The 15,606-nt window shown below is 61.2% G+C and carries 14 protein-coding genes; 1 reads left to right on the top strand and 13 read right to left on the bottom strand.

Translation table 11 applies throughout. The features are described from left to right. Positions 1-11 precede the first annotated feature (11 nt). The 13 genes from ACVIN2_RS06235 to ACVIN2_RS06295 all read right to left on the bottom strand — a co-directional run bounded on the left by ACVIN2_RS06235 (position 12) and on the right by ACVIN2_RS06295 (position 14,688). Positions 12-1,184 carry an iron-containing alcohol dehydrogenase gene (locus ACVIN2_RS06235; protein WP_456764901.1) on the bottom strand — a complete coding sequence of 391 codons (1,173 nt, stop codon included), beginning with the start codon at positions 1,182-1,184 and terminating at the stop codon, positions 12-14. Positions 1,185-1,190: 6 nt separating this feature from the next. Next, the gene (locus ACVIN2_RS06240) at positions 1,191-1,796 is read right to left on the bottom strand and encodes an adenylate kinase (RefSeq protein ID WP_456764902.1); all 606 of its coding nucleotides are present in this window, start codon (positions 1,794-1,796) and stop codon (positions 1,191-1,193) included. A 141-nt stretch (positions 1,797-1,937) separates the two neighbouring features. After that, positions 1,938-2,306: a phasin family protein gene (locus tag ACVIN2_RS06245; protein ID WP_456764903.1), complete on the bottom strand. Its 369-nt coding sequence runs from the start codon at positions 2,304-2,306 to the stop codon at positions 1,938-1,940. Between the two features lie 72 nt (positions 2,307-2,378). Next, positions 2,379-4,037: an acetolactate synthase large subunit gene (locus ACVIN2_RS06250; protein WP_456764904.1), complete on the bottom strand. Its 1,659-nt coding sequence runs from the start codon at positions 4,035-4,037 to the stop codon at positions 2,379-2,381. Positions 4,038-4,110: 73 nt separating this feature from the next. After that, positions 4,111-5,148 carry an isocitrate/isopropylmalate dehydrogenase family protein gene (locus ACVIN2_RS06255; RefSeq protein ID WP_456764905.1) on the bottom strand — a complete coding sequence of 346 codons (1,038 nt, stop codon included), beginning with the start codon at positions 5,146-5,148 and terminating at the stop codon, positions 4,111-4,113. 63 nt (positions 5,149-5,211) lie between these two features. Next, the gene (locus ACVIN2_RS06260; protein WP_456764906.1) at positions 5,212-6,534 is read right to left on the bottom strand and encodes an MFS transporter; all 1,323 of its coding nucleotides are present in this window, start codon (positions 6,532-6,534) and stop codon (positions 5,212-5,214) included. 35 nt (positions 6,535-6,569) lie between these two features. Continuing rightward, positions 6,570-7,367, bottom strand: a complete 798-nt coding sequence (locus ACVIN2_RS06265) for a substrate-binding domain-containing protein (protein ID WP_456764907.1) — start codon at positions 7,365-7,367, stop codon at positions 6,570-6,572. A gap of 78 nt (positions 7,368-7,445) precedes the next feature. Continuing rightward, the gene (tcuC, locus tag ACVIN2_RS06270) at positions 7,446-8,753 is read right to left on the bottom strand and encodes a tricarballylate/proton symporter TcuC (protein WP_456769656.1); all 1,308 of its coding nucleotides are present in this window, start codon (positions 8,751-8,753) and stop codon (positions 7,446-7,448) included. A gap of 276 nt (positions 8,754-9,029) precedes the next feature. Next, the gene (locus tag ACVIN2_RS06275) at positions 9,030-10,106 is read right to left on the bottom strand and encodes an ABC transporter substrate-binding protein (protein ID WP_456764908.1); all 1,077 of its coding nucleotides are present in this window, start codon (positions 10,104-10,106) and stop codon (positions 9,030-9,032) included. A gap of 87 nt (positions 10,107-10,193) precedes the next feature. Continuing rightward, positions 10,194-11,615, bottom strand: a complete 1,422-nt coding sequence (locus ACVIN2_RS06280; RefSeq protein WP_456764909.1) for a sensor histidine kinase — start codon at positions 11,613-11,615, stop codon at positions 10,194-10,196. After that, positions 11,615-12,277 carry a response regulator gene (locus tag ACVIN2_RS06285; protein WP_456764910.1) on the bottom strand — a complete coding sequence of 221 codons (663 nt, stop codon included), beginning with the start codon at positions 12,275-12,277 and terminating at the stop codon, positions 11,615-11,617. Before ACVIN2_RS06285 ends, ACVIN2_RS06280 begins: the two co-directional genes overlap by 1 nt. Before the next feature lie 249 nt (positions 12,278-12,526). Continuing rightward, positions 12,527-13,948, bottom strand: coding sequence for a dihydropyrimidinase (gene hydA / locus ACVIN2_RS06290; RefSeq protein ID WP_456769657.1), 1,422 nt, complete (start codon positions 13,946-13,948; stop codon positions 12,527-12,529). Next, positions 13,948-14,688 (bottom strand): maleate cis-trans isomerase family protein, encoded by a 741-nt coding sequence (locus tag ACVIN2_RS06295; protein ID WP_456764911.1) that lies wholly within the window; start codon positions 14,686-14,688, stop codon positions 13,948-13,950. Before ACVIN2_RS06295 ends, hydA begins: the two co-directional genes overlap by 1 nt. 205 nt (positions 14,689-14,893) lie before the next feature. On the opposite strand from ACVIN2_RS06295, the gene ACVIN2_RS06300 reads away from it, so the two are divergent. Continuing rightward, positions 14,894-15,604: a GntR family transcriptional regulator gene (locus ACVIN2_RS06300; RefSeq protein ID WP_456764912.1), complete on the top strand. Its 711-nt coding sequence runs from the start codon at positions 14,894-14,896 to the stop codon at positions 15,602-15,604. Positions 15,605-15,606: the final 2 nt, after the last annotated feature.

Raw genomic sequence — 15,606 nt, forward strand, 5'->3', positions numbered from 1 at the left:
TTGTCCCCCGCTCAGGCCGCCGCGCGGTTGCCGAACGCCTCGGTGTAGATCGCCAACGCATCGTCGAAGCTCAATTGCCTGGGATTGTTGACGAGAAGCCGCGTCTGCTTCATCGCGTCCTCGGCGAGCTTCTTCAGGTCGCCCCTCGCAATGCCGACATCGGCCAGCGAGGCCGGCACGTTGCAATCCCGGCAGATCGCCGCGATCGCATCGACGAACAGCCGTGCCCGCTGGCTGACACTCATTCCTTCCGACTTGGGATCGACGATCGGCGCCAGTTCGGCGTAGAGCCCTTCTGCCTCCGGCAAATTGAACCGCAGCACCTGGGTCAGCACCAAGGCGTTCGACAAGCCATGCGGCACGTGGAACAGCGCGCCGATCGGATAGGCCAGCGCATGCACGGCGGCGACCGGCGAATTGGCGAAGGCCATGCCGGCCAGCATCGAGCCCAGCAGCATTTGCGACCGCGCCTCCAGATTGGATCCGTCCGTACAGACCGTCCGGACATTCGCCGACAGCAGGGCGAGAGCCTGCCGCGCCAACTGGTCCGACATCGGATTCTTCCGGTGCTTGCTGGTATAGGCTTCGATCGCATGGACCATGGCGTCGATGCCGGTCGCCGCGGTGACATGCGCGGGCAGGCCGAGCGTCAGCTCCGGATCAAGGATGGCCCAGTCCGGAAGCAGGCGGGGCGCAACGACGCCCTTTTTCTCGGTCGTCGGCGTGGTGACGATCGCGATCGGTGTCACCTCCGAGCCCGTTCCGGCCGTTGTCGGCACCAGCAGCAGCGGAAGGCGTTCGCCCTTCGCAAGACCGACGCCGTAGATATCTTCGAGGCGATCAGGCGTCTTGGCCAGATAGGCCACCAACTTCGCGGTATCGAGCGCGCTGCCGCCGCCGATCGAGGCAACCAGCTCGATGTCCTTGTCACGGCAAAGTGCGACCGCCCGCTCGATGATATGCGACGGCGGATCCGCCTCCACATCTTCGAATATTGTCAGTTCGCAGCCGCCGGCAATCAGGCCAGCCTCGGCGTTTGTCGTAAGGCCGGCATTGCGTACGCCCTTATCCGTAACCAGCAGGACACGTTTTGCCGCGTATCCCGCGACCAACTCCGCCAGCTTCTTCGATGCGCCTGCCTCGAACAGAATGTTGGGCGGTGCCTGGAAGGTAAAAGCTTTCATCTGACATCACTCCTGATCTAATCGGACGTTACTGCCGCAAGCCGCCGCGGTAAATTGTTCGGTCACAGCGTCAATCGGCAGCAAACCGTCGACGATGTTGAGCAGTCCCTGCGACCGGTAGTATTCCGTGACCGGCGCGGTTTGCTCGCGATAAACGTCGAGCCGGGTCTTGAACACCTCGGGATTATCGTCGCGACGCACCGGCTCGCCTCGGCTTGCCGCATCGTCGGCGCGCCCCTTGATGCGGTCGAGCAGCGCGTCTTCGTCGACCTCGAGCTCGAGTACCGCATCGAGCTTGATGCCCCGGGTGGCGAGTTCCTGATCGAGCGCTTCGGCCTGGGCGACCGTGCGCGGGAAGCCGTCAAGGATAAAGCCGTTTGCTGCGTCGGAATGATCAAGCCGGTTGGCGATCACGGACACCACGACATCATCAGGCACAAGTTCACCGCGATCCATGATGTGCTTGACGCGCAATCCCGCAGCCGTACCTTCCGCGACCGCTTCGCGCAGCATGTCACCGGTCGATAATTGCGGGATCGCAAAGCGGTCGACAATTCGCGTCGCCTGCGTGCCCTTGCCTGCGCCTGGCGGCCCCAACAGAACCAGTCTCATATCGTTGCCCATATCTCGGTTTCAGCTCTTTGCCCGCGCGATCGCCTCGACGATCAGCCGGCGCAGATCGTCCGCGCTCGGACCGCGTCCAGGCAGCATCCCGTGATCAAGCGATTTGATTTCGTTCTGAGGCGACCGGCCCTACTTATTCAGGTCAACCGTCGGCGGCTGGCCCATTGCACTTGCAAGCTCGCGAAACTGCGCGTTCATTTTTTCCATCTGCTCCTTGAGATGACTTTGATAAACTGCACCCATTTCCTGCGGGTCCTTGGCCTGTAGCAGCCGTTGCGCAAGCTCGAAGCCCGAAGCCACATTTTCCTCGGCGAACGCGACTGCCCTTTCGTTCATCTCCTTCGCCGCCGAATAGGTTGAGCGAACGCTGGAATCGGCCTTCTCTCTCAACTTCTGGGATTCGGTTATGTACTTCGACACAGCCTCTTTCGCCTTATCGAGCGTGGTCTGCGCCATTTCCCGCATCTTCTCGGCCTGCTCGTTGATCTGCTCACTCATTGCACTCTCCATAGCCGGCGTTTGCGACCACGCCAATTTCAGCTCAGCTCATCAATTGACCCTGCCGACGGCTCACACGGTCGGCTCAACGACCTGTTTCAGCTTCTCGCGAAGTTCATCCACCAGCACTCGGGTATTTTCGCTGTAGTCGATCGGCACCACGACGAGGTGCACACCGCCGCCCTTGAACGCGTTTTCGAGCGTCGGAATCAATGAATCCGTGCTTTCGACCCGCGAGCCTTTCGCGCCGTAGCTCTCGGCATATTTGACGAAATCCGGATTGCCGAACGTGAGGCCAAAGTCCGGGAAACTGTCGACCGCCTGCTTCCAGCGGATCATGCCATAAGCAGAGTCTTCGAGGATCAGCACGACGAGATTCAATTTGAGGCGAACCGCGGTTTCCATTTCCTGCGAATTCATCATGAAGCCGCCGTCGCCGCAGACCGCGAGCACGCGACGTTCCGGATGCAGCATCGCCGCCATCATGGCGGATGGCAGCCCGGCGCCCATTGTCGCCAGCGCATTGTCCAGCAGCAGCGTGTTCGCCACATAGGTGCGGTAGTTGCGGGCGAACCAGATCTTGTACATCCCGTTATCCAGCGCGACGATGCCGTCCTCAGGAATGACCTTTCGCACATCGTGCACGATGCGTTGCGGGGTCGGCGGCCAGCGATCCTCGGTATTGCGGTCGGTGATCCGCTTCAAAATGCCTTCGCGAAGCCCAAGCAAAGCACCGGCGTTGTGCAGACGACCCTCCACGCGATCCGCTAGCAGTTCCAGGCTGGGCCCTACATCGCCAACCACCTCGCATTGCGGAAAGTAAACCCGCTCCACATTGGCCGGCGTGTAGCTGACGTGGATCACCTGGGGACCCTTCGGCCCCATGATGAACGGCGGCTTCTCGATCGTATCGTGGCCGATCGCGATGATGAGGTCGGCACGATCAACGGCCTCGTGAACGTAGTCACGTTCGCTGAGCGCCGCCGTCCCCATATAGAGATTGCCGCCCCCGGGTACGGTCCCCTTACCCATTTGCGTCGTGAAGAACGGAATCTGCGTGCGGCGGACAAACCCGCCGATGCCCGCCGTGCTCCGCGGCCGGGATGCCGCGGCACCGAGCATGATCAATGGCCGCTTGGCCTTGAGGATCATGTCGGCGGCGCGGTCCAGCGAGGCACGATGGGCGACCGGGATCTCGATCGGATGCGGCGCCACCATCGCGACGTCCTCGGATTCTTCGCCGGCGATGTCCTCCGGCAATTCGAGCAGCACCGGACCCGGGCGTTCTTCCATGGCGATCCGGAAGGCATCGCGAACGATCGTCGGAATGCTGGTCGTGCTGACGATCTGGAGCGACAGCTTGGTCAACGGCTTGAAAGCGCTGACCACGTCGACGATCTGGAATTTGGCCTGCCGGCTGCTCATGATGCCCTTCTGGCCCGTGAGCATGATCATGGGCATGGCGCCGAGCAGCGCATAGGCGGCGCCGGTCGTCAGGTTCAATGCGCCCGGGCCCAGCGTGGTGATGCACACGCCGGGTTTGCCGGTCAGTCGTCCATAAGTCGCGGCCATGAAGGCCGCGCCCTGCTCGTGGCGCGTCAGGATCAGCTTGATCGACGAGTTGCGCAGGCTTTCCACGACATCGAGGTTCTCCTCACCGGGAACGCCGAAAATTCGGTCGACGCCCTCGTTCTCGAGTGCGGCAACCAATAAATCTGAACCCTTCGGCATCTTGTTCTCCTGATCTTGCGGTAACGAGGTGGCACCAATCGTGCTCAGCGAGGACGGCTCTCCCAGTTGCCGGTTATCCCAACCGACGAATGATGCTTTGGGTGAAATCGGTGGTGGATGCTTTGCCCCCAAGATCCGGAGTACGAACTCCGTCCTTCCGTAAAACCTGATCAATCGCCGTTCTGAGGCGGTTCGCAAGATCAGGCTGATCAATGTGCTCCAGCATCAGCCCGACCGCCAGCAGCAAAGCGAGCGGATTGGCGATTCCCTTGCCGGCAATATCCGGCGCCGAGCCGTGCACGGCCTCGAAGATGGCCGCATCCGGTCCAATGTTGGCACCGGGAGCCATGCCGAGACCGCCAACCAACCCGGCGAGCTGATCGGACAGAATGTCGCCGAACAAATTGGTGGTGACGATGACGTCGAACTGCCAGGGATTCATGACGAGCTGCATCGCCGTGGCATCGACGATGCGATCGTCCATTTTGACCCTGCCCTCGTATTTCTTTGCAACCTCGTGACCAACCTCGAGAAAGATGCCGGTCAGCGCCTTCAGCACGTTAGCCTTGTGCACGACGGTCACCTTCTTGCGACCGTTTTTGAGCGCGTAGTCGAATGCGAATTCGATGATCTTGCGCGATCCTTCGCGGGTGTTGACCCCGGTCGAAATAGCCACCGCGTGCGGATCGTCGCCGATCGGGATGTAGTGTTCGAAAGCGACATAGAGCCCGCCGAGATTCTCTCGCACCAGCACGATATCGATTTCGTCGAATCGTCCTCCGGGAACCATGCTTCGAACCGGCCGCAAATTGGCGTATAGGCCGAATTCTTCGCGCAGACGAACATTGATCGACCGGAATCCTCCCCCCACCGGCGTCGTTAGCGGGCCCTTCAGGGCGAGCCGCGTGCGCCGGATGCTGTCCAGCGTCGCCTGCGGCAGCGGATCACGGCTTGCCTCGATCGCTGCCAGGCCACCCTGCTGAATGTCCCATTCGAATGGAGAGCCGAGCGCTTCGAGAATGTCGACGGCCGATTTCACGATCTCGGGGCCGATACCATCGCCTGGAATGAGCGTGGCGGGCCGCTTCTGCAGTGATTTAGCTGTGGTCATCGCAAATCCCCATGAATGAAACGGCGTTTTCAGCCGGCGTCCTTCGAAGCGTTGGCCCGGCGTTCAATGGACCGGCTCCTGCACGGTCTCGGCGTGGCGTTGTGGATTTCGGCCCAGCGCCAGCACCATGATGCACCCCGCACCGGAAAGAGCGGCAAGCGGGAGCAGCCCCAGTGAGTAGCTGCCGGTAGTGTCCTTGATCACGCCGAGAACATAGCTCCCCAGGAATCCGCCGATGTTTCCGATCGCGTTGACCTGCGCGATCGCAGCGGCAGCAACGCCAGCCGACATCCATTCCGTGGCAAGCGCCCAGAACGGCCCCTTGACGATGTAGGTGGCCGTGACGGAGACACACAGCAACAGGACGACCGGAAGCAGGGCGCTGGTGAATGGAGCGACCGAAAGGCTGATCGCCAAAAGCAGCAGCGGAATCGCGGTGTGCCAGGTTCGCTCGCGCGTGCGATCCGAATTCCGGCCCCAGAGCACCATCAGCACCGATGCAATACCGAACGGGATGGAATTGACCAATCCGGTTTCCATGTTGCTCAGGCCGAAGGACTTGATGATCTGGGGCTGCCACAGCGAAAGAACCTGGCTGGAGCCGGACGCGCCGGCATAGATCAGCGAGGCGGCGAGAACATATTTGTTCGACACGACCTGCCAAAGCGACAAATGCGCCGCGGCCTTTTTCGGCGAAGAAGTGTCGGCGGCCAGTCGATTGGCCAGCCAGTTGCGCTGCGCATCGGTGAGCCATCGCGCATTGGCAGGCCCGTTGGGCAGCACGAAGAACGAGGCGATGCCGAGAAGTACCGCAGGTACTGCCTCCAGCACGAACATCCACTGCCAGCCGTGATAGCCGAGATATCCCTCAAGCTGCAGCAACGAGGCGGAAATCGGCGAGCCGAGGAAACTCGAGATCGGAATCGCAACCATGAAGATCGCGACGATCCGGCCGCGGTATTCGGCGGGAAACCAATAGGTCAAGTAGAGAATGACGCCCGGAAAGAACCCTGCCTCGGCAGCCCCCAGCAGCATTCGTACGAGATAAAACGAGTTTGGCCCCACCACCAGCGCCATGCATGCGGCGACGATGCCCCATGTGATCATGATCCGCGCGATCCAGAGCCGGGCTCCCACCTTCTCCATCGCCAGATTGCTCGGCACCTCGCAAAGGACATAGGTGATGTAGAACAGCCCGCCTCCGAGGCCGAACGCGGCCGACGAGAGGCCGATATCCTGGTTCATTTGCAGCGCGGCGAAACCGGCGTTGACGCGGTCGACGAACGCGATGAAGTAACAGACCATCAGGAAGGGAATAATGCGGAACGTCACCTTCCGCATCGTTTCCTTTTCAATGTGCGATGGCCGCGCAGCAGTTGAAGTCATGGCGTCCTCTCTCCTCCCGCAGATCTGAAGCCGGTCTATTTTTCCGATGCCGCGAAGGGATCGAGACCCGCTTTTTTCAGGGTCGGAGCGGCTGCAGCTGAAGCGAGGAAGGCAATGAGAGCCCGTCCGGCTTCCGGCTGACTGGCGCTGGAGGTTATGCCTGCAGAAAAGATCGTGATTTTCTGGACGTCTGGCGGGAGCGGCCCGACAAGATCGGCTCCAGCGATCGGCAGAAGTTCACTGATCTGTTGAAAGCCGAGTTCGGCGTCACCGCGCGCAACAACACTCGCGACCGGCTCGGCCGGAATCATTTTGGCTTTGGCCTTCATCTCGGCGGCAATCCCGAGACGCTTGAACAGCTCGGTACCGACATAGACGCCGCTTGCGCTATCGGAATAGGCAACCGACTTCGCGTTCAACAGTGCCTGTTTCAATGCGTCAGGCGTACCGATATCAGGCTTTGGCGTCCCGGCGCGTACCGCGATCCCGATCGGCGAGCGTACCAGGTCGACGCGGCTGGTTCTGACCACTCTGCCCTGCTCGATCATCTCGCCAAGCGCGTCGCCGACCATGATGAGCACGTCCGCTGCCTCGCCGCGTACCAGTCGCACGGGGATGGCGTTCTCCGTCGCACCCATCGAGGGGCCATAGGCCGTGACGACCGTGTTTCCCGTCGCGCGTTCAAATTGCGGTACGAGTTCCTTATAAGGCGTCGCCAGGCCTCCCGAGATCATGACCCTGACCTCGGACGCCCCGGCTAGTCCCGCTGCGGCCGTCAAAACAATCAGCAAGCTCAGCGCAACTAGCCTGCGCACGACGATGGTCACGCTCATCGGGCAATTTCCTTCGATGCAATTGTTCGGGGACTATGCTTGCTCGATGACGATCGACGTCATCGAGCACTTTGGTGGTCACGTCCCTATCACCGTCTCGGCCGAATTGGCGCCGGATAGCCCGCGTCGTTCCTGCGGCCTGTAAACGAGGTACGTCCCGGCCAGACCACAGAGTGCTGCCGCGCTCATCCAATATCCCGGCGACGCATTGTCACCAGTGGCAGCGATCAGCCAGGTGCAGATCGCTGCCGTAAACCCACCGAACGTCGTTGCCAGACTATATGCGAGGGAGAATCCCGACGTTCGTACACCTACCGGCATGACTTCGGTCAATGCGACGATCATAGCGCCGTTGTAGCTGGCGTAGATGAAAGACAACCAAAGCAGGACCGTCAACATCTTCGGGAACGTCGGGCTTGCGGCCAACCAGGAAAGCGCAGGATATGCAGTCAGAAATGCCAAAGTCGAAAAAGCGATGAGGATCGGCCGACGACCAATCCGATCGGACAACGAGCCCATGATGGGAAGCCAGATGAAGTTCGATATTCCCACGCAAATCGTCACGATCAGGCCATCGGCCGCGGTCAGCTTGAGGACCGATTTGCCGAATGTCGGCGTGTAGACGGTAATGAGGTAGAATGACACCGTGGTCATGATCACCATCATCATCCCGGCAAGAACAATGCTCCAATTTGCGAGGATGGAGCGATAGATCTCGCGGGGCGTCGGATGATGCTTCCGCGCCAGGAATTCATCGGTTTCCTGCAGCGAGCGTCGAATGAAAAACACGAAAGGAACGATCAGGCAGCCAATGAGGAACGGAATGCGCCAGCCCCAATCGTCAAGCTGCGCCGGTGCAAGCCAAGCATTCAGAGCGAAGCCCAGCGAGGCCGAGACGATGATCGCGACTTGTTGACTTGCCGATTGCCAGCTGGCGTAAAAACCCTTCTTTCCCGGTGTCGCCATTTCCGAGAGATAGACGGAAACGCCACCAAGCTCGACGCCAGCCGAGAAGCCTTGCAGCAGGCGTCCAATCAAAACAAGAATCGGCGCCAATATGCCAATGGTTGCGTAACTTGGCACGAACGCGATGAGCACGGTTCCGGCAGCCATGATGGACAATGTAACGATCAGGCCTTGGCGCCGCCCGATCCGATCCACGTAAGCGCCGAGGATGATGGCGCCGAGCGGACGCATCAGAAAGCCCGCGCCAAACGCGACAAAGGTCAGCAGCAGTGACGCGTATTCATTTTCCAGCGGGAAGAATGCCTTGGCGATGTACGACGCGTAGACGCCCGACAAAAAGAAATCGAACATCTCAAGAAAGTTGCCACTGGTGACGCGGAGCACCATGCCAAGCTTCGACTGTCCGGTGGTAGCCGTCATGCCGTCCTCCCTTTTTATCGTTTGTGATTCTTTGTCTTGTTCACCCGTCCGGCAGGTGTTGCAAACTTGATCGCGGCCGGATTGACCGATACGCGAGGCGCTATCGTTCAAGCTAGGCTGCCTCACCGTATATCAGCTGCCTGTCATCAACCTGTCGCTGATGCACCCTGCAGGAAAATCTGGTCGAAGTCGGAGTGAAGACGGTGCGCTTGGCGAGCCGGCAGATATGGGGCTTCTCTCGGATGTCAGTCCGTTGGAAACCAAATCCGTGGATTTCTATCGATCCTGCAACGCGCGGCGCCACTCTTTGAGAAAGCCCGCTCGTTTTGCTTGATCGAGATAGGTGAGTAATTCTGTACCAATATGGATTGGTTTGACCGCGTTGCTGCGATCCGCAGGTATGACACCTTCTGCAGCGAGGCCGAGGCGCACAGGACCGACCGATCGGGCCAGGAGAAACTTCTGACCGCGTTCCGAAAGCAAGTAATCGAGGAACAGTTTCGCGGATTCCGGGTGCGGCGCGGTGACCGGTATGAAGGCTATGCGCGACATCAACGTGATGTAGTCGGCGGGAAACACTATTCCGATTGAGGCATCTTCCTTGGCCCGTTCGATCGCATAAGACCCTATCATATTGTAGGCAATCAAATGTTCGCCGGATGAAATTCGATCAAGCACCGTTCCGGTAGTCGAGTAGAGCTTGATACCGGCGCCGCCGAAGGCACGGACCAAATCCCACGTCGTCCTGGTGATTCCGGCATCGCGCGTGATGAACAGGAATCCGGTCCCGCTTTGCTCCGGGTCGTAGGTTGCGATCTTGCCCCGATAGGTATCAGGCTTTCGGGTTAGAAGGCTCTTCAGTTCAGCGCGGGTTCGGGGAACGTCGGACTCCGCAACGAGGTTCTTGTTATAAACGATGACAATCGGCTCCGCCGTGATGGCATAGGCTTCGTCTTTCCAGATGGCCCAATCCGGGATATGCGCAATTTCCTTCGAGACATAGGGTTGGGCATAGCCGTCATTGACGAGCTTGATCTGCAGATCCATCGCGGAGCTCCAGACAATATCTCCGGGTGCTGCGCTGGAGGTCGAGGGATCCACGACTTGATTGTAGATGTCGTTGGAATTGATCTTTGTATGGAGGATCTCGATGTCCGGATGACTTGCCCGGAAATCGGCAAGCAAGTCGGCGACGTCCGCGTCCTGGGTCGTCGATACGATGTTGAGTTGCTCTCGAACTCCGGCGGCAGCGGATGCCTGCCCCTTGGGAGGACTTACTTGCGCCTGCTCCGACATAGCAGGCCATGCGAGCAAGACTCCAACGCACAAGACCAAGGCTTTGGCAGCCCCCATCGGGACGCTTCCTCATCGATGATCCGCTTTGCGGACCTCAGTTTGTTCGGGACTGCAGCCACTTGTACGGCAGCGCACAATCCGGCCTCAACTTGAGCTTTCACCATCACGCTTGGCAAGAGGAAAGCTCACGGAAACCCGCAGGCCCCGGCCTTCCGGGCCAGGTGTAAGCACGATTTGAGCCCCGAGACGGTCCGACAAGGCTTTCACGATGGCCAGTCCAAGGCCGCTACCCTCAGGGCCGTTCGCCATCGGAATCCGATAAAAACGTTCGAAGACACGGGCCAGATGAGCCTCCGGAATTCCCGGACCGGTATCCTCGACTTCAATTCGCGCGGTCGTGGCGTCAACAACCGCGCGAACCAGGACCAACCCGCCGGGTCGGTTGTAGCGGATGGCATTGTCGATCAGGTTTGCCAGCAATTCGCCAATCAGGACAGTATTGCCGGCGATGACCGCGGGACCGTCAAATCGATCGAACTGGACGTCGATATCGCGCGCGAAAGCCTGTGGGGCACGCTCCGACAGGACATTGAAGGCGACCTCGTTCAGGTCAACGTTCTCCGCGGCCGGTTGCGCAATGTTCTGCTCGTCGGCCCGCGCCAGGGTCACGAGCTGCCCGAGCAGCCGTTCAAGGCGGTTGATGGCGTTATCGACCTCGTTGAGAGCAGATTGGCCCGCCGGCGTCTCCGACCCCAGGCGTCGCACCAGATCGAGATGCGTCCGCAATATCGCCAATGGCGTTCGCATCTGATGCGAGGCATCGGCGGTGAATCGGCGCACCAGTCCAATCGCCAGATCCAGCCGTTGTAGCAGGGAATTTACCGCGAGCGCCGGTGCTAAAGCTTCCTGCGGCACCCGGGAAAGGTCGAGCGGACTGAGATTTGGACCGCCCTGAATACCGCGCGCGTCGATTTCTTGCTTGAGTTCGCCAAGCGGCCTCAGGCCTCGATCGACCGCGTACCAGCCGAGGCAAGCGATGAGGCTAATCAACCCGGCCTCGAGCATCGCCAGTCCGATCAGCATTTCACGTTCGACGACGCGGCGCGCCTGCACCGTTTCGGCCACTGCGACGAGGACCAGCCCTGGCCTGCCGTAGACCTGCCGCGCCTGCGCGCCGATACGAACCGTCTTGCCGCGATACGCACCATCGCGATGGCCGGTTTCGCCAGCCTTCAATCGATCGAAGCCGGCCAATGGAAGATCCTTGTATCCGGTGATCAATTCGCCGAGGTAAGTCACGCTGTAGTAAATGCTATCGTGCGACTGGCTTTCCAGCATGCCGAGCGCAACCTGCGGCAAGTCGACGGTCAGTTCGCCATCTTCCACGCCGACACGTTCGGCGATGGCGAGAACCGACCCATCGAGCAACCGGTCATGGACTGTCTGGACAACGCGCTGGATCAGCAACATGCCGCCGATTCCAAGCACGATCGCCAATACAATGGCGGGCGCCACCAGATTGGTCAGGAGCGTTCGCCTCAACGACGGCCGCCAGGTGGCGATCACTAAACCTCCAGCAGATACCCTAGCCCGCGGACGGTGCGGATCCGCGGCCCGTCGGGACCGAGTTTCTGGCGAACGCGACCAACATAGAGTTCCACGGCGTTCGGCGCTACCGCCTCGTCGAAGCCAAATACCTCCGCGATCAGACGCTCCTTGGACACGACTTTGCCGGCACGGGTCATCAGCACTTCCAACACGGCAAACTCGCGCCGTCGCAACTCAAGCGGCCGGCCGCTCAGCGTAATCGTGCCCGCGGCGCGGTCGTACGCGAGCGGGCCACAGATCAAGGTCGGATTGGGCAGCCCCTGCCCCCTTCTCACGAGCGCACGGACACGGGCATCAAACTCGGCGATATCAAACGGCTTGGAGAGGTAATCGTCGGCGCCGAGATCGAGCCCGCTGACCTTGTCGCCGACCGTATAACGGGCAGTCAGAATCATGACCGGAACGGTCGACCCGGCTTGCCGTATCTTGTGCAGGACTCCGAAACCCGACACGTTCGGCAAGTTGATGTCCAGGATGATGAGGCTGTAGGGTTCCAGCAACGCGGTCTGCGCCGCCGAAGCCCCGTCAGCCTCGATATCGACGGCGAACCCGGACAGCTTGAGCCGCTCGGCAAGGCCCCGCGCCATGGCGGCATCGTCCTCGACAATCAGAATCCTCACTGAACAAGCCCTTGCGTTCGCACCACCCGTGCGAGGGAGACGTCACCGTGAGGCTAGAAGGACAGGATTGAAAGATCAAATCGGAGCCCTCGCGGATACTAGGTCATGGCGCAGACAGAAGGTATCCGTCGAACACCTCGATCGGCAGCCCACCCCGGGTTCTTTTCCGACTTCAGCATGACCGGACTTGAGACAGCCATCGCCCCCGCGCACGGACGGCACAGTTGCGCAGCAACGAGTTGAGCCGGATCAGATCAGGCTCGACCTGCCGCGGCTGATAATGTCGCCGGCACCTTTGGCGCCGACGATCCTGCCGTGTTCGTACACCACCCGCCCACGGGCGATCGTCGTTACCGGCCATCCCGTGACGTCGAAGCCTTCCCATGGCGTGTAATCCGAACCATGATGCAGATCGGCCTGCCGAATAGGTTTCTTCAATTTGGGATCCCACAGCACGATATCCGCATCGAAGCCGACACCGATCGAGCCCTTGCGCGGATAGAGGCCGTAAATGCGCGCATGGTTGGTCGCGGTCAGCTCGACGAATTTTTGCAGGCTGATCCGTCCCTTCGACACGCCTTCGGAGAACAGGATCGGCAGCCGGGTCTCGACACCCGGAATGCCGTTCGGCACCCAGCGGAACGAGGTTCGGCCGTTCGGCGTCAGCTTTCCTTTGGGATCGTCGTAGCGGAACGGGCAGTGATCGGACGAGAAGGTCTGGAACACGCCTGACGTGATGCCTTCCCAGATCGCCTGCTGGCTTTCGGCATCGCGCGGCGGCGGCGAGCAGACGTATTTCGCGCCCGTGATGTCCATGTTGAGGCCCTTCATGTCGTCGGCCGTCAGCGTGATGTATTGCGGGCATGTCTCGGCATGCACGGGCAATCCGCGCTGCTGGGCCCAGCGCACCTGCTCCATCGCCTCGCGCCCGGAGACGTGCACGATCATGATGGGAACGCCGATCACCTCGGCATGACTGATGGCGCGATGCGTGGCTTCGCGCTCGACCGCCTGTGGCCGCGACACGCCGTGATAATAGGGCGCGATATGGCCCTCGCGTTCCAGCCTGTTGGTCAGGAAGCGGATGGCGTCGTAGCCTTCGCAATGGACCATCACCAGCGCTTCCTCGCGGCGCGCGACCTCGAACACCTCCAGCAGCTGCTTGTCGCTGAGCACGAGGTCGTCATAGGTCATGAACACCTTGAACGAGGTGTAGCCGTCCTTGACCAGCGCCGGTAGCTCCTGCCCGAGCACGACCGCGGTCGGATCGGAGATGATGAGATGGAACGCCGCGTCGATATAGCACTCGCCTTCGGCGAGCTTGCGATAGTTCTCGACGCAGGCCCGCAGCGACGTGCCTTTCTCCTGAAGCGCGAACGGGAGGACCATGGTGTTACCGCCGGCGGCTGCCGAACGGGTCGCTGAGGCGAAGTCGTCGGCCATCACCACGTCGGGGCCGGAGGCCTGCGAGATGTGAACGTGGCTGTCGATCCCGCCCGGCAACGCCAGCAGCCCGGTCGCGTCGATCTCGCGCGCTGCGCCCGCGAGATGATCAGCAATGCTGACGATGCGGCCGTCGCGAATGCCGATATCGGCGCGAAACTCGTCGCTAGCCGTCACGATGGTGCCGCCGCGAATGGCGAGGTCGAGCTGCGTCACAGGAGTCTCCATCACTTGATGACCGCCGATGTCTGGAAGATCCGGCCCCAATCGACAAGAGCCCCGATGTCGCCGCCCGCGAGCTCCAGGGTTCGCCATAGCGTAACCGCGACCGAATCGAGCACCGCGACATTCAATTCCCGTTCAAGCGAGGCCGCCAGCGCGGCGCCGTCGAGGTTGGTGCAGAGGATGACGACAGCATCGGCGCCGTCAGCCGCCACCGCACGGATCATGCCAGCAATCGTCGCAGGCGCCACCTCGCCGAAAGAGAAATTGTCGCGCAGTCCGAGGTGCCGTTCCGTGTGCGGGGCGATGCCCTCCTCGGCCCAGACCTCGCCGATCCGCCGCTGTACGTCGTCGGTATAGGGCGATACGAGACCAACGCGCTTGGCGCCGAGCGCACGGGCGGCATCGATGCAGGCAAGCGTCGACGTTGTCGCAGGCACGCCTGTGCGCGCCGTGATTGCCTCGCAAAGGCTCCGGTCGCGGCTGATGCCGAGCCAGCTTGCGGACGTGCCGTTCCAGGCGATGGCATCGACTTTCGCGTCGGCGAGCAGGTCCGCCGCCGGCAGCATCACCGAGGCATCGAACTGGTTCAGCGCGGCGGTGTCGAGCGCGATCTCGGTGACCCGGAAGCGCGAGAAATGCGCAGTGACGCCGTCGACGCCGGCGAGCATCGCGCTGGTGACAGGCTCCAGCACCGAATTGGAGGAGGGCGTGATCATGCCGAGGCGTTTGCGCATAATTGACATCGATCGCAGTCGCTCCGTTGCGGCGAAAGCGCTCCTCCGCTTCCTCAAAAGATCATCCGCGTCCGCATCCGTCCACGCAACCCGCAATCTGCATGCTGCATACAATTTATTCGATATGCATGTGTTTTGAGCCACATACGTCTTCTATTTGGGCACCTCACACGAAGGAAATTGGCTACGATCGCACGTCAGCAGGAAGGTCGGCGTGCAGCAGAAATCCGAACCGATTCCGGGCCGAAAGTCGCCCAAACTCAAGCGGATGGGCCTGCACGAGCGCGCCGCCGCGCGGATGCGGATGATGATCATTCGCGGCGAGCTGCCGCCGGGATCGCAGACCCAGGAAACCAGGCTGTCGAAAGAGCTCGGCGTGTCGCGCACGCCGCTGCGCGAGGCGATGAAGGTGCTGGCTGCCGAGGGATTGATCGAGCTGCGCCCCAACCGCAGCCCGCGCATCGCGGGCCTCGCGGTCGACGGCATCTCCGAATTGTTCGAGGCGCTGGCCGGCATCGAGCGGCTGGCCGCCGAGCTCGCCGCGGAGCGCGCCACCGTGCGCGATCTCGCCCGCCTGCGCACGCTCCAGACCCGCATGGAAGGTCATCATCGCAACGGCAAGCTCGACGAGTACTTCGCCATCAACGGCGAGATCCACAACACCATCGTCCGCATGGCGCGCAACACGCCGCTTCGCGAGGCGCACGAGACGCTAATCTTCCGCGCCGAACGCGCGCGTTACCTCGCGCTCGGCGCCGACCGCCGCTGGAGCAATTCGGTCGACGAGCACGCCGATATCCTTGCCGCGCTCGAGGCGGGCGATAGCGAAACCGCAGGACGCCTGCTCGGCGCCCATGTCCGGCGCACCGGCACAGCTCTGCTCGAAGTGATCGCAGCCTCCCAAGCTAAGCAGACGGCGGCGTAATC

It is taken from the genome of Bradyrhizobium sp. USDA 3650 (assembly GCF_054057395.1).